This is a genomic window from Pigmentiphaga sp. NML030171, assembly GCF_002188635.1.
Lineage (GTDB): Bacteria > Pseudomonadota > Gammaproteobacteria > Burkholderiales > Burkholderiaceae_B > Pigmentiphaga > Pigmentiphaga daeguensis.
On record NZ_NINX01000029.1, the window covers coordinates 252,750 to 274,699 of the forward strand.

24 protein-coding genes are annotated in these 21,950 nt (G+C 64.8%); 21 read left to right on the top strand and 3 right to left on the bottom strand.

Features of this window, described 5'->3' with window-relative positions; genetic code table 11:
- Window positions 1-326: 326 nt before the first annotated feature.
- The 11 genes from CDO46_RS10505 to CDO46_RS10565 all read left to right on the top strand — a co-directional run bounded on the left by CDO46_RS10505 (window position 327) and on the right by CDO46_RS10565 (window position 9,301).
- The gene (locus tag CDO46_RS10505) at window positions 327-632 is read left to right on the top strand and encodes a hypothetical protein (RefSeq protein WP_016451575.1); all 306 of its coding nucleotides are present in this window, start codon (window positions 327-329) and stop codon (window positions 630-632) included.
- Between the two features lie 108 nt (window positions 633-740).
- Window positions 741-1,178 carry a copper-binding protein gene (locus tag CDO46_RS10510; RefSeq protein ID WP_016451574.1) on the top strand — a complete coding sequence of 146 codons (438 nt, stop codon included), beginning with the start codon at window positions 741-743 and terminating at the stop codon, window positions 1,176-1,178.
- A gap of 465 nt (window positions 1,179-1,643) precedes the next feature.
- On the top strand, window positions 1,644-1,994 hold the full coding sequence (locus CDO46_RS10515; protein ID WP_012202402.1) for a DUF2958 domain-containing protein: 351 nt from the start codon (window positions 1,644-1,646) through the stop codon (window positions 1,992-1,994).
- Between the two features lie 65 nt (window positions 1,995-2,059).
- A complete protein-coding gene (locus CDO46_RS10520) occupies window positions 2,060-2,338 on the top strand; it encodes a hypothetical protein (protein WP_012202401.1) in 279 nt (92 codons plus the stop codon).
- Between the two features lie 710 nt (window positions 2,339-3,048).
- On the top strand, window positions 3,049-3,873 hold the full coding sequence (locus CDO46_RS10530; protein WP_012202400.1) for a DUF932 domain-containing protein: 825 nt from the start codon (window positions 3,049-3,051) through the stop codon (window positions 3,871-3,873).
- Between the two features lie 64 nt (window positions 3,874-3,937).
- Window positions 3,938-6,001, top strand: a complete 2,064-nt coding sequence (locus tag CDO46_RS10535) for a ParB/RepB/Spo0J family partition protein (protein ID WP_016451573.1) — start codon at window positions 3,938-3,940, stop codon at window positions 5,999-6,001.
- A 63-nt stretch (window positions 6,002-6,064) separates the two neighbouring features.
- Window positions 6,065-6,274: a hypothetical protein gene (locus tag CDO46_RS10540; protein WP_016451572.1), complete on the top strand. Its 210-nt coding sequence runs from the start codon at window positions 6,065-6,067 to the stop codon at window positions 6,272-6,274.
- 260 nt (window positions 6,275-6,534) lie between these two features.
- The gene (locus CDO46_RS10545; RefSeq protein WP_012202397.1) at window positions 6,535-6,807 is read left to right on the top strand and encodes a metal/formaldehyde-sensitive transcriptional repressor; all 273 of its coding nucleotides are present in this window, start codon (window positions 6,535-6,537) and stop codon (window positions 6,805-6,807) included.
- Between the two features lie 46 nt (window positions 6,808-6,853).
- Window positions 6,854-7,807: a CDF family Co(II)/Ni(II) efflux transporter DmeF gene (dmeF, locus tag CDO46_RS10550; protein WP_012202396.1), complete on the top strand. Its 954-nt coding sequence runs from the start codon at window positions 6,854-6,856 to the stop codon at window positions 7,805-7,807.
- Window positions 7,804-8,196, top strand: a complete 393-nt coding sequence (locus CDO46_RS10555; protein ID WP_012202395.1) for a YkvA family protein — start codon at window positions 7,804-7,806, stop codon at window positions 8,194-8,196. Before dmeF ends, CDO46_RS10555 begins: the two co-directional genes overlap by 4 nt.
- Window positions 8,197-8,986: 790 nt before the next feature.
- Window positions 8,987-9,301: a DUF736 domain-containing protein gene (locus CDO46_RS10565; protein ID WP_016451571.1), complete on the top strand. Its 315-nt coding sequence runs from the start codon at window positions 8,987-8,989 to the stop codon at window positions 9,299-9,301.
- 364 nt (window positions 9,302-9,665) lie between these two features.
- On the opposite strand, the gene CDO46_RS10570 is transcribed toward CDO46_RS10565, so the two are convergent.
- Complete coding sequence (locus CDO46_RS10570) at window positions 9,666-9,959, bottom strand: helix-turn-helix domain-containing protein (protein WP_012202393.1); 294 nt, start codon at window positions 9,957-9,959, stop codon at window positions 9,666-9,668.
- Window positions 9,960-10,175: 216 nt separating this feature from the next.
- Between CDO46_RS10570 and CDO46_RS10575 the strand changes: the two genes are divergently transcribed.
- From CDO46_RS10575 to CDO46_RS10625, 9 genes are all read left to right on the top strand, one after another.
- Complete coding sequence (locus tag CDO46_RS10575) at window positions 10,176-10,523, top strand: DUF2958 domain-containing protein (RefSeq protein WP_012202392.1); 348 nt, start codon at window positions 10,176-10,178, stop codon at window positions 10,521-10,523.
- 343 nt (window positions 10,524-10,866) lie between these two features.
- A complete protein-coding gene (locus tag CDO46_RS10580) occupies window positions 10,867-11,640 on the top strand; it encodes a DUF2285 domain-containing protein (protein WP_016451570.1) in 774 nt (257 codons plus the stop codon).
- 83 nt (window positions 11,641-11,723) lie between these two features.
- Window positions 11,724-12,014, top strand: coding sequence for an AlpA family transcriptional regulator (locus CDO46_RS10585; RefSeq protein ID WP_016451569.1), 291 nt, complete (start codon window positions 11,724-11,726; stop codon window positions 12,012-12,014).
- 26 nt (window positions 12,015-12,040) lie between these two features.
- Complete coding sequence (locus CDO46_RS10590; RefSeq protein WP_012202390.1) at window positions 12,041-12,898, top strand: replication initiator protein A; 858 nt, start codon at window positions 12,041-12,043, stop codon at window positions 12,896-12,898.
- A gap of 253 nt (window positions 12,899-13,151) precedes the next feature.
- A complete protein-coding gene (gene parA / locus CDO46_RS10600) occupies window positions 13,152-13,790 on the top strand; it encodes a ParA family partition ATPase (protein WP_012202389.1) in 639 nt (212 codons plus the stop codon).
- Window positions 13,787-14,062 carry a hypothetical protein gene (locus tag CDO46_RS10605; protein WP_012202388.1) on the top strand — a complete coding sequence of 92 codons (276 nt, stop codon included), beginning with the start codon at window positions 13,787-13,789 and terminating at the stop codon, window positions 14,060-14,062. The genes parA and CDO46_RS10605 overlap by 4 nt, the downstream gene beginning before the upstream one ends.
- On the top strand, window positions 14,059-14,616 hold the full coding sequence (locus tag CDO46_RS10610) for a DUF2840 domain-containing protein (protein ID WP_012202387.1): 558 nt from the start codon (window positions 14,059-14,061) through the stop codon (window positions 14,614-14,616). The genes CDO46_RS10605 and CDO46_RS10610 overlap by 4 nt, the downstream gene beginning before the upstream one ends.
- Window positions 14,613-15,200 carry a S26 family signal peptidase gene (locus CDO46_RS10615; protein WP_012202386.1) on the top strand — a complete coding sequence of 196 codons (588 nt, stop codon included), beginning with the start codon at window positions 14,613-14,615 and terminating at the stop codon, window positions 15,198-15,200. The genes CDO46_RS10610 and CDO46_RS10615 overlap by 4 nt, the downstream gene beginning before the upstream one ends.
- Window positions 15,201-15,648: 448 nt before the next feature.
- The gene (locus CDO46_RS10625; protein WP_016451568.1) at window positions 15,649-17,631 is read left to right on the top strand and encodes a relaxase/mobilization nuclease and DUF3363 domain-containing protein; all 1,983 of its coding nucleotides are present in this window, start codon (window positions 15,649-15,651) and stop codon (window positions 17,629-17,631) included.
- A 76-nt stretch (window positions 17,632-17,707) separates the two neighbouring features.
- Here CDO46_RS10625 and CDO46_RS10630 read toward each other — a convergent pair whose 3' ends face one another.
- Window positions 17,708-19,141 (bottom strand): heavy metal sensor histidine kinase, encoded by a 1,434-nt coding sequence (locus CDO46_RS10630; RefSeq protein ID WP_012202384.1) that lies wholly within the window; start codon window positions 19,139-19,141, stop codon window positions 17,708-17,710.
- Window positions 19,113-19,805, bottom strand: coding sequence for a heavy metal response regulator transcription factor (locus tag CDO46_RS10635; protein ID WP_012202383.1), 693 nt, complete (start codon window positions 19,803-19,805; stop codon window positions 19,113-19,115). The genes CDO46_RS10630 and CDO46_RS10635 overlap by 29 nt, the downstream gene beginning before the upstream one ends.
- 255 nt (window positions 19,806-20,060) lie before the next feature.
- Between CDO46_RS10635 and CDO46_RS10640 the strand changes: the two genes are divergently transcribed.
- On the top strand, window positions 20,061-21,929 hold the full coding sequence (locus CDO46_RS10640) for a copper resistance system multicopper oxidase (protein ID WP_016451566.1): 1,869 nt from the start codon (window positions 20,061-20,063) through the stop codon (window positions 21,927-21,929).
- Window positions 21,930-21,950 lie beyond the last annotated feature (21 nt).

Sequence of the window (21,950 nt, forward strand, 5' to 3'; positions counted from 1 at the left end):
GAGATTCAGCACGCCGGCCCGGTGATGACGGCAATGGTGGCCTCGCGCCCGTTGCCCAGCAGCGCCGACGATTGCCAGGTATGCCCGGCTTGTGCCATCGCACCGGCACCAGCGGCTCACGCATTCACCGGCGAAGGCGAAGCGCGAGAGCAGGCTCCGGTGGCCTGGCTCGCGCTTGCGACGGTGGCGCCGGCGCCGACCTGGTTCTTTGATGCGGGAGGCGGTCGACTGCGATGGCCTGTACGCCTAGCGTTCTGCCGGTGGCTGGATTGATCCGATGAGGCTCCTCTCGGACTTTTTGGATCAACCAACCTTGGAAAACCATCATGAAAAAATCACTGCTCCCCCTCATCGCCGCCCTGGCGCTGGGCGCTTCTCTGCCTGCACTGGCCGGCCCCGACTTCCAGGCCATCGAGAAGGCACGCGCAGCCAAACAGGCGGCAGCAGCATCGCAAACGGCCAGTACCACCCGAGTCGACGGCACCACAGGTCAGCGGGTGAACTGCCCGACCGACCCGCTGGTGCTGCCGCTGGATCACGGCCCGCGTGCCCAAACGACGCCTGGAGAAAACCGGATGCGCAAGGCGCGTTACGAGGCCCAGGTCAAGGCATGCACGAACCCCGGGTCGTGAGCACCAGCCCATGACTCTCCAACGCTGGCCATTCCCAGTGGCCGCGTTCCATCCGGGGCCTGCCAGAAGGCCGGCCCCATTTTTAAAGCTCAGAAAAGGAAATCCATCATGAAACTCGTCTCAACCGCAACGCTGATCGCCGCCTTGGCGTTTTCTGCTGCCACCTTCGCCCAATCCGGCGACATGGGCAGCATGAAGATGGAGGGTAAGGGCATGCAGGAGTGCATGGACATGAAGGGGATGAAGGGCATGGACATGAAGGACATGGATGCCAAGAAGTGCCAGGACATGATGAAAGGCATGGACGCCAAAGGCACCGCCAAGTCCGCGGCCCATGAGGCCGATGCCGTGGTGAAGGAATTTGACGCGGTCCAGGGCAAGGTCACCCTTGCGCATGGCCCCGTCAAGAGCCTGGGGTGGCCCGCGATGACCATGGCGTTTGGCGTCAAGGACAAGGCCCTGTACGACAAACTCGCCGTGGGCGCGAAAGTCCACGTCGGGTTCAAGAAAGAGGGTGACGGCTACGTCGTGACCTCGGTCAAATAACGCGCCGCAGACGATGTGAGCCTGCGACTACGGTGAACGCGCACGCGTTTCGTAGTCGCATCCTTCCTGCAAATTGATCAAGGTGATCAGCATCGTCACCCAAGGCGTTTTTCTGTTTCACCGCAGATGCAGGGCGATCCCGGCCACTGGAGCATGGCCGGCCACGCTGTCGTGCTGCGCATTGAACCCCTGCGGGTTTCGCCCCATGCGGGCTCTCATCGCTGACACCTCCGGCCCAACTTGCTGACCAGGGCCTGCGCGCTGCGCTTGCCAAGACCGGGTGTAGCTGGATGGTGGGGTGTGGCGGCTTGCTGTCTCCCCATGGTGCCACGGCGTTCGCGCCGTAAAGGGCGGCGCGCCATGGGCGCTTGCGGCCTGCGGCCGTCGTGCCCCTTGACGGCTTGCGCTGCGCCGTGACCCGCAGGGGCTGGGCAATTCCGCCCGGCATCCTTTCAGGAGTTCAGCATGAACTACGCATTCATCACCGACGAGCAGCGTGCGCTGCTGCTGGCCAACGGCCGCGCATCCTTGGAGAACCCGGACTTCGATCCGGCGCCCGTAGTCAAGCTGTTCACGCCCGATGCGGGCGCGACCTGGCTGCTGACCGAGATTGATCCCGACGACCACGACCACGTCTTTGGTCTTTGCGACCTGGGCCTGGGGATGCCGGAAATCGGCTGGGTCAGCCTGGGCGAGCTGGCAGCGGTGCGCGGGCGGCTGGGGTTGCCGATCGAGCGTGACCTGTCTTTCCGCGCCGAGAAGCGGTTGAGCGCCTATGCGCGCGATGCGCGCTTGGCCGGGCGGATCGCTGTCTGACCTGGCCTTGGGAGCGCCGCAAGGCGCTCCTTGTGCTTTCTCGACCATCGAAGGAGATCAATGCCATGAGCAGCCATCACGACTACATCATCGAAATCACGGCGCAGCACGATGCGCTCAAGCCGTTCGCGCCGGAGAACGGCCAGCCCTTGCGCTTCAAGATCGGCGACGCGGTGATCTACACCAACGAGTACGGCGCACAGTTCCGGCGCCGCGTCACCGGGTTCTACCAGCCCACCGGGCTGTCGGGTCTGTACGCGCGCGGTGCGCGATACCTGCTGGACTCGTCATCGCCGTGGATGCCGGTTGCGGAATCCAGCCTGCGTCCTGACGACTCGGCATGATGCCTACGCGCCCCTGACGGGGCGCTGCGCGCTTCGCTTGCCTCCAGGGGAAAGCCCTGCGGGCTATCCCCGCCGCGCGATGCTTGGCACCCCTCAAAGACCGCCGAACCGGCTGCGCCGGATCGGCCAGACAACATCAGCCGCAGATCGACGATGCCTCGCGTTTGCTCATCCTGATCCAGTTGTTCATTCCACTTTGAAGGCTGGGCGTCCCCGGCCACCTGGGAGATAGCCGGTCGCGCTGTCGTGCGCGTGGCGCATCGAGCCGCCTGCGGCGTCTCGCCCCTTCGGGCTTCCATCGTTCCCTCGCTCCGCTCGGCTGACGCCTCCGGCCCGGCTTCCAGCTTCGGGCCTGCGCGCTTCGCTTGCCGTGCGGTCGGTGTGTAGGGACGGCCGTTGCCATGTCCAGCCGTCTTCCCTGACTTCATCACCTTCACCGCGACTGTAGCCCGCGGCTGTGTGCCGTCAAGGCGCGCAGGGCCGTGTCCTCGGCTGCGCCTGCGGGCCGCACCAACCCTGCGCTTGTCTCCTTGACGGCCCCCGTCCGCGCGCTCCTGACCGTCGCGGGCGATGAACTCAGGAAGGACGGTGGCAACAGGGCCAACCGGGTTCCTCGTGCCGACCGCACCGAACAGCCGAAAGGCTGGGCTCCGAATCTAGGAATCCGGTGTGCGGTTTTCTTCAACAGCCTTTTTGTTCAGGAGAACGACATGCTTGCAACCCGTTTCGCTTCCCACTCCCCGGCGCTGCGCAGCGGCTACCCGCTGTCCGATGACCAGATTCGCAGGGTGGCCCCGTCCATCTTCGCGGATGCACCGCATGAGAGCCGTTCCGAGCGGTACGCCTATATCCCCACCGCCGCCGTGCTGACCGAACTGCGCAAAGAGGGGTTTCAACCCTTCATGGTGACGCAGACCCGCGTGCGCGATGAAGGCAAGCGCGAGCACACGAAACACATGCTGCGCCTGCGCCATGCCAGCCAGATCAACGGCGCGGAAGCTAACGAAATCGTGCTGCTGAACTCCCATGACGGCACGAGCAGCTACCAGATGCTGGCCGGAATGTTCCGCTTCGTGTGCAGCAATGGGCTGGTGTGCGGTGACACCGTGGCCGATGTGCGCGTACCCCACAAAGGCAACGTGGCCGGGCACGTCATCGAAGGCGCTTATGAGGTGTTGAGCGGCTTCGAGCGGGTGAAGGAATCGCGCGACCTGATGCGCGGCATCACCTTGGACGATGGCGAATCGGAGGTGTTCGCCCGTGCTGCGCTGGCGTTGAAGTACGACGACCCGGACAAGCCAGCGCCTGTCACCGAATCGCAAATTCTGATGCCGCGCCGCTTCGACGACCGCCGCCCGGACTTGTGGAGCGTGTTCAACCGCACTCAAGAAAACCTCACCAAAGGCGGCCTGTCCGGGCGCAGCACCAACGGACGCAGGCAGCAGACCCGCCCCGTGCAGGGCATTGATTCCGACATTCGGCTGAACCGTGCCCTGTGGCTGCTGGCCGATGGTATGCGCCAGCTTAAGGCTTGAACCGTTCCCCCGCCGGAGGGGCGGTTCCCCTCCATTTCCTTGTTTCACTTATTGGAGATTCACCATGAACGCCGTTACCACTACCGAAGCCCGCGCCGTCCACACCGCAGCCAGCAGCGCAGCGAACGTGCTGCAAGCCGCCGACCCGAGCAAGCACATGATTCTGGTTCCGCTGTCGCGGCTGGTGCTGCGCCCCACGGGCCGCAATGTGCGCAAGACCCCGCGCATGTCCATCCCCGAACTGGCCGCGAGCATCCAGCGCGTTGGCCTGCTGCAAAACCTGATCGTGATTCCCGCCGCTGATGGCGAGCATTACGAGGTGGTGGCCGGTGGCCGACGCCTTGCAGCCCTCAAGCTGCTGGCGAAGAAACACCGCATCGCCAAGGATTGGGAGGTGCCTTGCCTGCAGGTGGCCGATGGCACGGCCCGCACGGCCAGCCTCACCGAAAACGTGCAGCGCGAAGCCATGCACCCCGCAGATCAGTTTGAAGCGTTTGCGGCATTGGTGGCCGAGGGCCGGCCCATCGAGGACATTGCGGCGGATTTCTCCGTCACGCCGCTGGTGGTGCAGCGCCGCTTGAAGCTGGCGAATGTCTCGCCCCGCCTGATGGCCGACTATCGCGCCGATGCCGTGACGCTGGATCAGTTGATGGCGCTGTCCATCACCGACGACCACGCCGCGCAGGAGGCCGCGTTCTATGATGCGCCACAGTGGCAGCGCAACCCGTCCAACTTGCGCGAGCGGCTGACCGAGCGCGAGATTGGGGCATCGCATCCGCTGGTGCGCTTTGTCGGGTTGGACACCTACGAGCAGGCAGGCGGAGGCATCCGCCGCGACCTGTTCGCGGAAGGCGATGCGGGCGTGTACCTCAACGATGCCGCTCTGCTGGAAACGCTGGTGCGCCAGAAGCTGGCGAGCATTGCCGACACAATCCGCACCGAGGGCTGGGCATGGGTGGATGCCACGCCGGGCGTGACCCATGCCGACCTGCACGCCTTTCAGCGTGCGCCGAGGGAGCGCCGCGCACCGGGCAAGCGCGACGCACAGCGCATCGAGAAGTTGCAGGCCAAGATGCAGGAAGTGGCCGAAGCCATTGATGCCGCGATGGACGCCGACGACGAGGACAAGGCCGAAGCCTTGCAGGAAGAAGGCGAGCGCCTGGGCGAGCAGTTGCAGGCATTGGAGGATGGCTTGCTGGACTATGCCGCGAGCGTGAAGGCCGCAGCCGGTGCCATCGTCACCATCGACCGCAACGGCGAAGCCGTCATTCATCGCGGGTTGCTGCGCGAAGCCGAGGCCAAGGCGCTGCGCACGCTGGAGAAGCTGCGCCAAGGTTTTAGCGGCGCGGAAATCGAAGGCGACGACGACGGCGAAGATGCCGACGAAGCACCCAAGGCCGCAGCCATGTCCGACCGGCTGGCCCAACGCTTGAGCGCCCACCGCACCGCCGCGCTGCAAACCGAAGTCGCCCGGCATCCGCAGGTGGCGCTGGCGGCGCTGGTGCATGGCATGGTGCAAACCATCTTGCAGGGCAGTCACTACGGCCACGATCTGCCGCTGGGGGTTCGCCTCACGGTGCAGGACAGGCTGGAAGGCATGGCCCCGGACTGGCCGGAATCGCCTGCTGCTGTGGCTCTGCACGAGGCGCAGCAGGCATGGGGCGAGAAGCTGCCCGAGGACAGCGCCGAACTGTTCGCTGCGCTGCTGGCGATGGAGCAAGGCGAACTGGTCAAGCTGCTGGCCGTGTGCGTGGCTTCGACGGTGGACGTGGTGACGCCGCGTGCCACGGTGCAGCAGCCGGGCGCGGAACTAGCGCAGGCCGTGGGGCTGGACATGGCCGCGTGGTGGCAGCCGACTGCCGAGGGGTATTTCCGGCATGTTCCAAAGGCCGTGATTCTGCGAGCCGTGGGCGAGTACGCGCCCGAGCACGTCACCCGGTTGGCAAAGCTGAAGAAAGCCGACATTGCCAGCGAAGCCGAACGACTGGCCGATGGTACGGGCTGGATGCCCGCCATCTTCAAGGCCATAGGCTCGCAGGGAGCTGCGCAGGAGGAAGGCCCGGAACAGGACGCCCCGGAGGATGCCGAGGTAATGGCGGATGAACCCGCCGAGGCGCTGGCTGCTTGACCCGCGCCAATGGCAATCGCCCCGGCCTTGACCGGGGCGCTTCGCTGGAAGGAGAACCGCCCCATGACCCGCACCACGACCAGCCGCCCGCGCATGGAGGCGATCTACGCGCCCGGCACGGTGCGCGCCCGCCGCTGGCGCGGCGATGGCGACGTGTGCGGCTACCTCCCGCCCTCGGGCTGGACGACGCGCGCCGACCTCGCCGACATTCACCCCATCACGGGACGCGCCTTGCCGCGCGCCGTGTGGTGGCTCATCAAAACGAAGGAATAACCGCGATCAGCACCGCGCCCAGGCCGTTCCGTCCTGGGCGCGGTAAAAGCCCAATCCGGGCGCGGCGGTGGCCGCGCCCGGTGTTGAAGGCCCAACAGCTCCATCAGAACGCCGCCGCCTTCGCTGGCACTCAGGCGGCGGCGTTGAAATTGCCGGGCGTCACGCCCGGCAACGCGCTGTCGGGTTTTCCGGCTGCGCCTCATGCCGTCTTTGCTGTTGTTATAATATAGCCCCCTAGACTATATTAATTGTCGGCTGTCATGTCCCATACCTCTCGCCAGAAAGACAAGCTGGTCGCCCGTGTTCGCCGCATCAAAGGGCAGTTGGAAGGCATCGAGCGCGCTTTGGAATCAGACGCGGCGTGCGTGGAAGTGCTACGCCAGATCGCGTCAGTGCGCGGCGCGGTCAATGGCCTGACCGCCGAGGTGATGGAAGACCATTTGCGCGAGCACGTCCTGGAAGTTGAAACGGACAAGGAGCGCCGCCAGGGCGGCGAGGAAATGGTCGAGGTCATCCGAGCCTACATGAAATAAACCCGCCGCCCGCCGGCGACCTTTTCCAGATGACAGGGACTCCCCGATGACAATGACCTATACCCCCTCGGCCTCAGGCCACGACCATTTCTTTCTCGGCAGCGACCACCAGCGCAATGAGCGCAAGGTGTGGCTGGTGATCGCTCTCACGGCCAGCATGATGCTGGTGGAAATCGTGGCCGGTTCGATCTACGGCTCCATGGCGCTGGTGGCCGATGGATGGCATATGTCCACCCATGCGGGCGCGATGCTGATTACCGCGCTGGCCTACCGCTTTGCGCGCCAGCATGTGGGCAATCCGCGCTTTACCTTCGGCACGGGCAAGCTCGGCGATCTGGCCGGCTTCGCCAGCGCGATCGTCCTGGCCTTGATTGCCCTGCTGATCGCTTGGGAAAGTCTGGTACGGCTCACCCAACCCATCCATATCGACTTTAACCAGGCGATCGCCGTGGCTGTCGTGGGCCTGGGCGTCAACCTGGTCTGCGCTTGGCTGCTGAAGGACGACCATGCGCATCACGGTCACAATCATGGACATCACCACCACGATCACGACCATCATGTGCCAGGCAAGAGCCGCGACAACAATCTGCGCGCCGCGTACATCCATGTGTTGGCCGATGCGCTGACATCCGTATTCGCCATCGTCGCGCTGCTGCTCGGCCGCAGCTACGGCTGGCTGTGGGCTGATCCGGTCATGGGTGTGGTGGGCGCGCTGGTGATTGCCCGCTGGTCATGGGGGCTGATCCGGGACTCCGGCAGCGTGTTGCTCGATGCGGCAGTCGAGGGCGAGGAAGTGCGGCAGGAGATTCGGGAGGCCGTGGAGCCGACGGGAAGCGAGGTTACAGATCTGCATGTCTGGCAGGTGGGGCCAGGGCATTTCGCGGCCATCGTCTCACTGGTGGCTCGGGAGCCCCAGGAGCCCGCGCACTACAAGGCACTGCTCGCGCATATTCACGAACTGTCGCATGTCACGATCGAAGTGCAGCGCGGGGCCGCATGAGCATCGGCGTCACCTTGAAGGCTTGGGCCAGGCGGATCAAGCGTGATGGCGTGACGCTGTGGTTTGCCGGCAAGCATCCCGGCACGCCTTGGTATGCCAAGGCGCTGGGGCTGTTCGTGGTGGCCTATGCGCTCAGTCCCATTGACCTGATTCCAGACTTCATTCCGGTGCTGGGTTATGTGGACGATGTGATCTTGTTGCCCGTGCTGATCTGGTTGACTGTGAAGCTGCTGCCATCCGATGTGCTGGCGCAATGCCGTATTCAGGCCGATGAATGGATGCTGGCGGAAGGCGCCAAGCCGCGGAGCCGGTTCGGGGCAGTGATGATCGTGGCGCTGTGGCTGGTGATGGGGGTGGCATTGTGGTTCTGGCTCATGCCGCATCTTTAGTTTTTCCTGAGGGCATATTGAATGGCATGGGCGTGTCGGCGCGAAGCGCCGCCGGGCTTTCGAGCTGCGTCCCGTGCTTCGTGCCGAATTACGGCCATTCGGCTTCAATCCCTCACGCCTTCGCGCCTGCGCTTGCCTCCTGAGGATCGGCGCAAGGCTCATCCCTGCCGCGCGGTGCTTGACGCCCGTCGAATACCGCCGAACCGGCAACGCCGGATCGGCCAAGCCGGCGCCCCCGCCGCGATGGGCGGGGAACTGGCGAATACGCTGGAGCTTGCTGCGGCAGGTTGTACGGATGCGTGCCGTCCCCGACGCTGACGGTTCCTGCCCATCACGTTACGAAGGACGGTTCACGGGCATCCCGCCCGGCATCGCTATGGAGCTTCCATGCCACGCCTCAAGACTGGCGCCGCAAGGTGTGACCGGGGCGTTCTCGCCCGTCATTGGGGTGTTGACCTGGCCCGCGTCTGGGAGCGAGCCAGTGCAGCGTTCGCGCGGGGATGCCGAGTCAGCCCTGTCTCCTTTCGAAGCGGTTCGGCCCAAGGCGTCCTTGTCTTGTTGTGAATCCTGGCGGTGGCACGGCTGCGCCTCGGGCTTTATGGCTGCAACCGTCCGGCGAAAACAATTTCCCCCTGCGCTGCGCGCATTCCTCGCGGGACAAATTCTTTTCGCCTCCCGGTTCTCCACTGCGTTGCGACCGCAAGCGGTGCAGCCAGCCCGTCTCCCGCCGGTCGGATCACAACAAGGACGCGATGGGCGCGAACCTTGTTCAATCGTAAGGAGATTCATCATGGCAACCATCGGCACCTTCACCGCGGACAAAGACGGCTTCACCGGCACGCTGCGCACCCTGACCCTCAACGTCAAGGCCAAGCTGGTTCCCAACGACAAGGGGGACAACGAACACGCCCCCGACTTCCGCGTGCAGGCGGCGGGCTTCGACATCGGCGCGGCGTGGAAGAAAGTCAGCAAGGCCGAACGGCCCTACGTGTCCGTGACCCTCGACGATCCTTCGTTCCCAGCAACGGTCTATGCCCGGCTGATCGAGGAAGAGGACGGCACGCACACGCTGATCTGGTCGCGCAGCAAGCCCCAGGCGGCCTGATGGCCGCCAGCGCCCCGCCCACGCGGCGGGGCGCCGTGCCGCTTTCGCAGAGCTGCATGGAAGCCTGGTCATTGCAGGAGCGTGGCCCATGTTGGGCCGCTTCTGTTGAGGCATGGGGCGAGTCTGCGGCTGCAAGAACGGCCGGGCGTGTCGGTGCCTTGCACCGCCGGGCTTAGCTGGCTGCGCCCCGTGCCGTCTTTGTCGTCACGGCCATTCGGCGCCAATCCCTCACGCCTTCGCGCCTGCGGCGCTGCGCGCGTCGCTTGCTCCAGGGGATCGGCGCAAGGCCCATCCCCGCCGCGCTGCACTTGGCGCCCCTTGAACACCGCCGAACCGGCTTGCGCCGGATCGGCCGGGCCAGCGCCTACGGCGGGGCCGCCGCTGCGAGCTGGCTTTCAGCCTCGCTCATTAGCACTGCCGTGCTGCATTCGAGCGCGCCAGCGATCTTGAAAATGATCGCCAGCGTGGGCATGTGCTCGCCGCGCTCGATCTTCCCCATGTGGGAACGCTCGATGCCGGCCTGGTGTGCCAGCGATTCCTGCGCGATGCCGCGCTCCATCCGCAGAGCACGCACCGCCGCGCCGAAGGCGTGGGCCAGCTCGGCGTCATGGGTGGTGGAGCCGGCCGGTCGGCCGCGCTGGACGGTTCGCTTCTGCATAGACAGAAGCGTCAATTCGCAGCACAATTAAAACCACGTTATCTTTAACTCATTCATTCCGAATCAATCCTTTTTCGTGCTTCTACGTCTTTACAGAAATACGCATTTGCGGTTTTTCACGGAAGCACAAAACCGAATCCGTGCATTTCCTCAAATCCGCCGATACGGCTTTACGCTTTCACGCTTCGGTGGATTTGTTCCAAGAAAGGGCTGCCCATGAACCGACTCATCACCGAGGACGAGCGCAGGCAGTTGCTGGCCCACGGCCAGAATCGCGCCGCTGGCGGCTCCATCGACCCGTTGCCCGTGGTGCGGTTGTTCACGCCGGACGCGCATCTCACTTGGCTGCTGGCCGCGCTCGATCCGGCCGATGGCGATACGGCCTTTGGCCTGATCGACCTGGGGCTGGGAATGCCCGAGCTGGGCACCGTGAAGCTGTCCGATCTGGAATCCATCGTCGGGCCACGCAAGCAGCCCGTGATGCGGGATCGGTATTTTCAGGCGGCACGCCCGCTGTCGGAATATCTGCGGCTGGCCCAGGAGAATGGTTCCATCCTCGATTGAACCGTTCGCACTGCGGCCAAGCGGGGCGTATTGGGACTATTTCAGTCTTATTCCAGACCTGTCCGGTCTGAATCCGCACTCTTGCATTCAACCCGTGCTGGTGTGACCCAATCAGTCACGATCTTTTATGCGGGTACGGGCACGGTGTTTTGTGCCGCATGACGTTGTCGGGTCGGGCGGTCGTCGCATTCGGACGGGATTCGCAATACACCGGAGCCAATCAGTCTTGACACCGCATGTTACATGCTTGAATTGATGCAGATGATGGTTTTGATCTGGATGCGATAGCTTCGTTTTGATCGGCCCGTGGCGACGTTCCTGCTGTTCGACAGGAGCTTTCGTCATGGTCAGCCCTCACCATTTCCCGCACTGGTATCCCACCGCCGCCTACCTCTACGTTCTGCGGCTCGATGCACTCGCACTGGCCTGGGAGTACCTGCGGCGCCATCCCGACTACCGGCTCGACTGGCTGCACCGTCATCGCCGGCCGCAGGCGGCACAGCACGCGGCGCATCGCTGGGGCTTACGCCTGCTGGAAGACCCAGCCTTGGATGCGCGCGACGCGCATCCGGCCTGGCTCCCCGGCCATGCCGGCGTGGTGCAGCTCTACCCCGATGCCGACCCACCGCAGAATGCCACCGCCTTCGCGTTCTGGCGCATCCCTGGTCACAAGCAATTGATCCACGATGGCAAGCGGCTGGTGCTGATCGCGCGCAGCCCTGGCCATTGCCTGCGCTTCGCGCTGGCACCCGGCCTGGAGGACGGCATGGCTGTCGCCTATGCCCATCACGGCGGTGCTGCCGCACCTGCACGCGGCCATGCGCCCGGTGCGGCGCTGGCCAATGCTCGGCCCCGGCCATCGCATTCGGCCTTGCTGGAACTGCACACCTTGCAGGCGCTCGACGCAACCCTGGCGGGTGCGTCCTTGCGCGATGTGGCCGAAGGCTTGTTCGGCGTGGATGCCGCAGCCGGTTGGTACAGCGACGGCGGCCTGCGCTCCAAGGTGCGCCGCCTGACGCGGCGCGGCGATGCGCTGATGCGCGGCGGCTATCGCCGCCTAGCACAGCTTGCGCCGCTTGAGAAGGGTCGTTTTGAAGGCCACGCAAAACGACCCTGAGCAAGAGAGCTTCATTTTCTGAGACTGCCTCCATCCGGTTGCGCTGTGTGGCCGGAGCCCTGCAACCGATGGAGGTTCTCACCATGCGTCCTGCTCCCTTGCGGCCTGCCGCCGCTCCCGCAACCACCTCGGCCGCTGTCGCGCAACCGCAGCGTTATCTCACCAACGACGAAGCCGCCGACTACCTGCGACTGTCACCGCGCACGCTGGAAAAGCAGCGCGTGCTGGGCGGCGGCCCCAAGTTCCGCAAATTCGGCCGCCGCGTCATGTACGCCGTGGCCGATCTCGATGCCTGGGCTTCCGAGCGCAGCTTCGAGAGCACATCCGATCCCGAGTACGCCGAGCAGCATTCGGCGGACAGCCGTGCGCGCTGACCGCTGGCGCGCGGGTGGCTTTCGCCATGTCCAGCCCTGCGCTGCCGTCCCGGCAGCGGCTCGTGCCAGAGCGCGAACAGCTCGACCTGTTCCGTGCCCTGCCGGGCGACATGGCGCCGCGCGACAGCCAGGATTTGATGGCCTTTCCGTTCTTCTCGCTGGCGAAGTCGCGGCGCGTGGCGCCGATCGACTTCCGCGCCAGCGGCATCACGATCCGCGTGGAGGGAACGCAGGAGCATGGCATCGCCACGATTTGGGATGCAGATGTGCTCATTTGGGCGGCTTCGCAGATTGTGGAGGCGCGCGACGCGGGCTTGCGTCCATCGCGGCTCATGCAGGCCACGCCCTACGAGATCCAGCGATTCATTGGGCGCGGTACGTCGCTGCGCGACTACCAGCGCCTCAAGGCGGCCTTGGATCGCCTGCAATCCACGACGGTGGCCACGTCCATTCGGGAGACCACGGGAAGACGGCTGCACCGCTTCTCGTGGATCAACGAATGGAAGGAACTGGCCGATACCAAGGGCACGCCCTTAGGGCTGGAGCTGATCCTGCCGGACTGGTTTTACGCGGGCGTCATGGATGCCGCGCTGGTGCTGACCATCGACCCAGCGTATTTCCGGCTCACGGGCGGCATCGAGCGATGGCTGTACCGGCTGGTGCGCAAACACGGCGGGCGACAGCCGGGTGGTTGGCAATTCGATTTCCGACACCTGTATCGGAAATCGGGCAGTGCCACGCGCTTCTCAGACTTCGCCTACGACCTGCGCGCACTGGTCGCGCGGCAGTCGCTGCCCGGCTACGTCCTAGGCATCGAGCGGATGCCGGACAACAGCGCCGAGCTGCTGACCTTCCGGCCCGTGCCGTTCGCGGCACGGGGATAAACGGTGCGCAGCTTGTGGACGGGCTCGTGCTATCAGGAGTACGAGGTATCGTGCTATCGGGAGTACGACTCTCGTGCTATCAGGAGTACGGATCGGCCGCAAAGCCAATAACGGCGCGGGTTTCGGCCTCCCCTAACTTCCCTAACTTAAAACATCTAACTGGTAGTAGAAGCGCCGCACCTCGGTGGAAAACCGCCACGCGGCGCGAAGCACAGCGGCAACAACCGGGCTTTCCAACAGGGAGGGCCAGGCCATGATCGTCGCGCTGCTCAACCAGAAAGGCGGCGTCGGCAAAACCACGCTGGCTACCCACATCGCTGGCGAGCTGGCGATGCGCGGCCAACACGTCGTGTTGCTGGACGCCGACCCGCAAGGCTCCGCGCTGGACTGGACGCAGCGCCGCAGCCAGCAAGGTTTGCCAAGGCTGTTCAGCGCCGTGGGCCTCGCACGCGAAACGCTGCACCAGGAAGCGCCAGAACTCGCCAGGCGGGCCGATCACGTCGTCATCGACGGGCCGCCGCGCATCGCCGCCTTGGCGCGCTCCTCGCTGCTGGCGGCCGAGCGCGTGCTGATCCCGGTGCAGCCCAGCCCCTACGACCTGTGGGCCAGCGCCGAGATGGTGGCGCTGATCCGCGAGGCGCAGGTGTTTCGGCCTGCGCTGCGCGCGGCCTTCGTCATCAACCGGCGCGTGAGCACCACGGTGATCGGACGCGAAGCACGCGGCGCGCTGGCCGAGCAGCCGCTTCCTGCGCTGCGCGCGGAAGTGCATCAACGCATCGTGTTCGCCGACAGCGTGGCTGCTGGCCGGCTGGCACGCGAGACGGCGCCGGACAGCGTCGCCGCGCGCGAAATCACCGCACTGGTGGACGAACTGCTGCGGTGGCCGACATGAGCAGCCCCGCCAGCAAGCGCACGACAAAGCGCGTCGGCATCGGCGCGCGTCCGCCCGCGAATCCGCACGCCGAGGCGTGGATTCGCCAGGGCGACGCCGATGCGCTGGGCAAGGGCGACCTCTACACCGCACGCCTGACGCTCGACATCACGCCCGCAATGCGGGCGCGCATCAAGGTGTCGGCGTTCACGCAAGGCGTGACGGTGGCCGAACTGCTGCGCGGCCTGCTGGAGCGCGAGTTTCCAGAACAACGCAGGGAGAACACACCATGACCGCATCCGCTTCGTCTGCCCCCGCGCCTGTTGCCTTCGCGGCCACGGCTGCACCGTCGCCGCCACTCCTAGCACACGCGACGGGGCCAACATCAACGCCGCTAACGCGCGTTTCGCTGGCCTTCCTGGAGCACCGTTTCAAGCTCTACCTGCGCTTCGGCGAACCGGCGCGCACGCTGCGGCTCGACCGCTGGCGCAGTCTCGCCGTATTCATGCCGAATGCCATGTTCTGCCGCATTCGCTGGCAGTCCACCGACTACGGCACTGTTCGCTGGCAGCTCATGGTGATGCAGGCTTGCACGCCGCTGGACGCGGCGCAGCGCATCCCCGGTGTGCAGCCGGGCGCACGCCTGCTGCTGCACACCGAGGGCGAGAACCAGGTGCGCGCCGTGCTGGAGCGCATCGACGCCATCGAGGCGCTGGGGATCGCGCCATCCGCCGCTTCACCCGCGTACTGGCGCACGCTCGCCAACCGGCTCGCTGCGCGCCTGCCGCTGCCCGAATACACCGCCGAGCGGCACGCCGGATGGCTCATCGGGAGGGCGCTGCCATGACCGCCGTTTCGACTGTCGGCACCGCGCCGCGTCCTCGCTCACGCCTGCGCGCTCGCATCGTGCTCGCGTGCCTGTCTGCCTGCGGCCTCGCTGCGCTGGCCTGGGCGTCCTTCGTGCATCCGCTGCCGCGCATCATCTACAACCCGTCCGACAGCGTGGCGGTCGGCTGGTATCGCGTGGAACCGCTCCACCAGCGTACCGACTCGCTGCACCAGCCTTTGTCCGTTGGCAGCATCGTCTTGACCACGTTGCCGGCAGACACCGCCGCGCTGGCCGCGCAGCGCCGCTACCTGCCGGCGCGCGTGCCGCTGCTCAAGCGCGTGGGCGCCGTCGCGCCGCAAACGGTGTGCGTGTTTGATGCGCTGGTCTGGATCGACGGCGTGCCGGTGGCCGCCGTGCTGCCCGCCGACCGGCTGGGCCGTCCGCTGCCTTCCTGGCGGCAGTGCCGCCAGCTTCGGCCTGGCGAACTGTTCCTCTTGAGCGTGACCAACCCGGCGTCGTTCGACAGCCGGTATTTCGGGCCGGTCAGCGCATCCGCCGTGATCGGCGTCGCGCATCCGATCTGGCTGGAATCCCGCCCATGATGGCCGTCGATTCGCTGCACGTTGCCATGCATCTCATCGTGCCATCGGGCGTGTCGTCCTGCTGGTCGTCGCCGTGTCGTCGCGCGTGCAGTGCGGGTGCATTCGCACCGCACTTCGCGCTGTCTCCGGCGCAGCCGTCCAACGTGCAGGCGTCTTGCCTCGAACGCGCCCGGCCTGCGGCCGTATCCGCGTTCGCCGGCGCGCTGGCTGCTGGTGCAGCAGCGCCACCGGGCCGCGATTGCCGGGAGCGGATGCGGGAGGCAAATGCGGAAGGCAAGACAAAAGGACGCGGCACCGGGCCGCGTCGAAAGCCTGTCTGCACGTGGGGGTGGCGCGGCACGGAGCGGCTTTGCCGCCGTGCCGCTTGGGGCGCGAAGCCCGCGCCGATGCAGTCATGTCCACGTGCTTCGCACGCCCGGACACGCCAGAGCTTGCAGGGAGCCCAGCCATGACCAACCGCCGCGATGACGATTTCCGCATCCGCCCCAGCGCCCCGAAGAACCGGGGCCAGGGCTTCGTTTCCAAGGTGCTCAAACAGGCAGGAAAGGCCAGCAGCGGCAAGTCGGCGGTGCGCCGTCCTGGCGGCAGTGGCAAGGGCGCCGGCATCGGCCAGCGGCCCGGCTCGCGGCTGGGACGCGGCCACACGGCGGCGCGCTTCGCGGGCGCGAAGCTCACGCCCATGTCGCGGCGCGTGACCATCAAGACGCTGCTGGTCAATCAGCAGCGGGCCAGTCCGCAGTCGCTCGCCAAGCACCTGCGCTACATCGAGCGCGACGGCGCCGGCCGCGACGGCGAGCCAGGCCAAGCCTATGGGCCGCAGACCGATGCTGCCGGCCTCGACGCCTTCAAGGAACGCTGCGCCGACGACCGGCACCATTTCCGCTTCATCCTCTCGCCGGAGGATGGCGCGGAACTGGACGACCTGCGCACCTACACGCGGCATCTCATGGGCCGCATGGAAGCCGACCTGGGCACACGGCTGGAATGGGTGGCGGTCGATCACTGGAACACCGACAACCCGCACACCCACTTGATCGTGCGCGGACGCGACGACACCGGCAAAGACCTCATCATCGCGGGCGACTACATCGCCGATGGCTTCCGGCATCGCGCGTCCGAGCTGGCGACCGAATGGCTGGGGCCACGCACCGAGCTGGAGATCCAGCAGACCTTGCAGCGTGAAGTGGATCAGGAGCGATGGACGAGCCTGGATCGCACGCTCAAACGCGAACTGGGCGACGATGGCTTGGTGCATGTCGAACGGTTCAACGAACCGCGGCTGCAACGCCAGCGCCTGCTGCTGATCGGCCGCCTGCAACGCTTGCAGCGCCTGGGCCTGGCCGACGAGATGCAGCCGGGCACCTGGGCCGTCCACGCCGATGCCGAAAAGACGCTGCGCGCCCTGGGCGAGCGTGGCGACATCATCCGCACCATGCAGCGGGCCATGCGCGGCGAGCCGCGCGAGCTGGCGGTGTTCGAGGCGGGCGACGATGGCCGAACCATCCTCGGCCGCGTGGCCGCGAAGGGGCTGGCCGACGAGCTGCGCGACCGGGGCTATCTGGTCATCGACGGCGTGGACGGCAAGGCCCACTACGTCGCGCTCAACACCCGCGACGAACTGGCGAACTATCCGGCCGGCGCGGTGGTGGAGGTGAAGGGATCGGCCGATGTGCGCGCGGCCGACAAGAACATCGCCGCGCTGGCGAGCGATGGCCTGTACCGCACCGACCACCACCTCGCCATCGCGCAGGGTCAGGCCATGCCCGGCCGCGATCCACAGGAAGTCGTCGCAGCCCATGTCCGTCGGCTGGAAGCCTTGCGCCGCGCCGGCATTGTGGAGCGCGTGGCCGAAGGTCTATGGAAGGTGCCGGACGATCTGCCCGAGCAGGGCCGCCGCTACGACGCGCAGCGCCTGGGCGGCGTGGCCGTGGAGCTGAAATCGCACCTGCCCATCGAGCGGCAGGCCCGAGTGATCGGGGCCACCTGGCTCGACCAGCAGTTGATCGGCGGCGGCTCGGGTCTGGGCGACCTGGGCTTTGGCGGCGAGGCCAAGCAGGCGATGCAGCAGCGCGCCGACTTCCTGGCCGAACAGGGACTGGCCGAGCGGCGCGGGCAGCGCGTGATCCTGGCGCGCAACCTGCTGGGCACGCTGCGCAACCGGGAACTGGCACAGGCCGCGAAGGACATTGCCGGCGAAACCGGCCTGGAGCATCGCCCGGTGGCCGATGGGCAGCGCGTGGCCGGCATCTACCGGCGCAGCGTCATGCTCGCCAGCGGGCGCTACGCGATGCTCGATGACGGCATGGGATTCAGCCTAGTGCCGTGGAAACCAGTGATCGAGCAACGGCTAGGTCAGCAACTTGCTGCCACTGTACGCGGCGGTGGCGTGTCATGGGAGATTGGACGGCAGAAAGGCATGTCCATCATCTGACGAGCAACCTGCTTCCGACGAGTCGAAACTGCGCCCATCCACGATCTGCATTCTCCCGCAATGGCGAGAGGCCAACTTAAGCGATGCGAGGCAGCGTTAGATCAAATTTAGTCGCTGTATCGCTGGACGTTGCCTGCACATGTCCACCATGAGCTTCGGCAATTGATTTGACGATGGCCAGCCCTAGCCCTGCACCTGCGTTCTTTCGTTGGCGGGCAGGATCTACTCGGAAAAAGCGATCGAATAACTTCGGCAGATCAGCCTCCGAAATTCGCTCGCCCGGATTTTCGACACTTATCGTTGTCCATCGTTCATCTTGCGCCAAAGCGACTGTAATACGCGACCCATAGGGAGTATGACGGATTGCGTTGGAAAGAAGATTGTTGAGCGCCCGCAGCAACATCTCACGATCCGCTCGTATTGGTTCGGCAGCACCCTTTGCGTAAAGTGTGATGTTGCGGTCTTCAGCTAATGCCTCGAAGTAGTCAAACAAACCTCGGATCAACTCAGCCAAGTCGATTTCGCCGAGGCGGAGATTTCGAGGGTCATTTTCCGTTTGAGCTAGAAACAACATGTCGCCGATCATGCGACTCATGCGATCAAACTCCTCCAAGTTGGAGTAGAGGATCTCCCGATATTCCTCTGCACTGCGGGGTTGCCCGAGCGCCACATGGGACTGCGTAATCAGGTTGGTAACGGGTGTACGCAACTCGTGCGCAATGTCGGCGGAAAAGTGCGACAGGCGGACAAACCCTTCCTCGATTCTGGCCAGCATGTCGTTGAAGGCGACCACAAGTTCAGCCAGTTCTATAGGTACGTCCAGAGGATCAAGTCTCACATCTAGCTTTGAAGAGCGGATCGTGCGAATCTCCTCGTTGACCTTGCGGATTGGAAGGTGGCCCCATTGCACGGCCAGCCAAGCCACCCCGAGCGCAATGCAGAGAACAAGGCAGGTCGCCCACCAGAGCATGCGCTTGAACTCTGCCAAGAAATCGAGATGAAAGCCGATGTCCATGGCAGCGACGATGCGGTAGCCAGGTGCCGCCGAATCGTCGGCAGGCAGTTGTAGCGCCACACCTCGATAAGACCTCTGATTCTCTTGCCACACCGTCAAATCGTCGGCGGTGATGCGGTTGACCAACTTTTTGCTGCTGGCAAGTTTCGACAGGTCAGGACCCGGCGTGGCATAGATGGTATTGCCCGGCCGATCATAGACACCATAGGTCATCCCATGATGTCCTGCCACTGCATTGGCTAAATGCTGCCGCAACTCATCTTTGTCCATGTCATTAGCGATCTGTCGCAACGGCTCTGCCAAGGCCGTGACCACTGCGTCCAGTTCATGGGCGTCCTGTTGGGCAAAGTGGTGCTCCAGGGATCTAACGACAACCCAGTTGAACGCTAGAAATACCAAGGTAGTGGCAATGCCAACCAGGGCCGTGACCCTCAATGCAAGCGACGCGGGACGGCTTCGCCGTGGCTTATGGCGCGAGGTCATCATCAGGCGCATCGAGCGTGTATCCCATGCCACGTACAGTGTGGATGAGCTTTGGATTGAACGCATCGTCGATCTTTGCGCGCAGACGACGGATGGCCACATCAATGACGTTGCTGTCGCTGTCGAAATTCATGTCCCATACCTGAGACGCAATCAACGAACGCGGCAGAACTTCACCCTGTCGGCGTGCCAGCAGTTCGAGCAACGCGAACTCCTTGCTGGTGAGATTGATGCGCTGACCAGCGCGCGTTGCACGTCGGCGCGGCAAGTCCAGCACCAAATCGGCAACTTGGATGCGATCAGGCTGGCTCGGAGCGCTTCCGCGTCGCAGCAGCGTCCGCACCCGCGCCAGCAATTCCGAGAACGCGAACGGCTTGACGAGATAGTCGTCTGCCCCCAGTTCCAACCCCTTGACGCGGTCATCTACGCTGCCACGTGCGGTTAGAAATAGCACAGGGACTTGTTTGCCAGCATCTCGCAGCGAACGCACGATGCGCCAGCCATCGACATCCGGCAGCATGACATCCAAGACCACCAAATCGTAGGTCTCGCTCATGGCCAAGTGGTGTCCGTCCAATCCGTTACGCGCCAGATCCACGACGAACCCTGCCTCCATGAGACCTTGGCGGACGTAATCCGCCGTCTTGTTCTCGTCTTCAACGACCAACAGCTTCATCGCATGCCCCATGAAATCGCTGCGGCGTAAGGAATTTTGCCGCCCACGATGCCCCATTCATCTGCTTCTTAGGGGCAATGTAATAGTCGCTTCCTGCCACGAAGATGACGCGACCATTACATGAATGTAATCCAAGGGTCATTCATCCGAAAGTGGTCACTCCATAGCATGACCTCCATGCGTCGAACCGTGCCGCCCAAGACCAAAGGCGGCTCTAAAGACGACTTTCAAGTTATCTATGGAGGATTTCAGGCCATGCCGCCTCGTTCGCCCTTTGTAATCGCGCCCCCACTGGGCCTGTCTCGTCGGCGTTTTGTTCAGGGGCTGGCCGCTGGCGGCGTCCTGGCCGGGCTGTCCACCCCGGCGCTCAGGGCATTTGCCCAACAAGGCTCCGCGACGCGCGGTGCCGCCCCTGTGCTGAAGGGCACCGAGTTCGACTTGGTGATCGCCGAATCGCCCGTGAACTTCACGGGCAAGCCAGGCGTGGCTACGACCATCAACGGCTCGCTGCCGGCACCGACATTGCGTTGGCGCGAGGGTGACACCGTCACAATCCGTGTGACCAACAAGCTGCGTGAAGCCACATCCATCCACTGGCACGGGATCATCCTGCCGTATCAGATGGATGGCGTGCCGGGCATCAGCTTCAATGGCATCGCTCCCGGCGAGACCTTCACGTACCGCTTCAAGGTTCAGCAAAGCGGCTCCTACTGGTACCACTCGCACTCCGGCTTCCAGGAACTCACGGGCATGTACGGGGCGATCATCATCGACCCCGCTGGTGCCGAGACCATCCGCGCCGACCGTGACCACGTGCTGCTGTTCTCGGATTGGACCGACGAAGACCCGATGCGGGTGTTCACCAAGCTCAAGTCCCAAAGCGACTACTACAACTACAACCAACCTACCGTCTTCGACTTCTTCCGGGACGCCTCGCGCGACGGCATGGCCGCTGCGATCGACAAGCGCAAGATGTGGAACGAGATGCGGATGAATCCGACGGATCTCGCCGATCTGTCCGCCGCCACGCTGACCTATCTGGCCAACGGCGTCACCCCCGCCGGCAATTGGACGGCGCTGTTCCGACCGGGTGAGCGCGTGCGGCTGCGCATGGTCAACGGTGCGGGCAACACCTTCTACGACGTACGCATTCCCGGACTGAAACTCACGGTGGTGCACGTCGATGGTGTTGACGTGGAGCCGGTGACGGTCGATGAGTTCCGATTCGGTCCGGGCGAAACCGTCGATGTGATCGTCCAGCCACGGGATGACGCTTACACGATCTTCGCCCAGGCGATGGACCGGACAGGCTACGCGCGGGCCACGCTGGCCGTGCGTGAAGGTCTTCAAGCTCCCGTGCCTGCCCTCGATCCGGTCGAATGGCTGACCATGAACGACATGATGGGCAGCATGATGGGGGGCATGGACCACGGCGGGTCCGGCCAAGCCATGGAGATGACGGGCATGACCGGGATGACCGGGATGACCGGGATGGATCATGGGGCGATGGCTGGCATGAATCACGGCGCCATGAACCACGGTGGCATGGCGATGGATCACAGCCAACACGCCGCGGCTGCGGGGGGACTGGCCGTGCCCAGCACTACTGCTCGCCACGCTCGCACCGAGTATGGTGCCAGCACGGACATGCGCGTTGACATGGCGCGCACCAACCTCGATGACCCCGGCATCGGACTGCGCAACAACGGTCGGCGCGTGTTGACCCTCGCGGATCTGCATACCCCGTCGGGGCCGCTGGACAAGAGAGGCCCTGGCCGGGAGGTCGAACTGCACCTCACGGGCAACATGGAACGCTACGCATGGTCCCTGGACGGGCTGGAGTTCGGAAAGTCCACGCCGGTGCACTTCAAACACGGCGAGCGGCTGCGGGTCATTCTGCACAACGACACCATGATGACCCATCCCATGCACCTGCACGGCATGTGGAGCGAGCTGGAAAGCCCCGACGGTCGCTTCCTTGCGCGCCGCCACACCCTGCCGGTGCAGCCGGCACAACGCATCAGCTTCCTGGTGACAGCCGACGCGCTCGGCCGCTGGGCGTGGCACTGCCACCTGATGTTCCACATGGATGCCGGCATGTTCCGCGAAGTCGTGGTGTCTTGAACCCAGCGCACAAGGAAGACC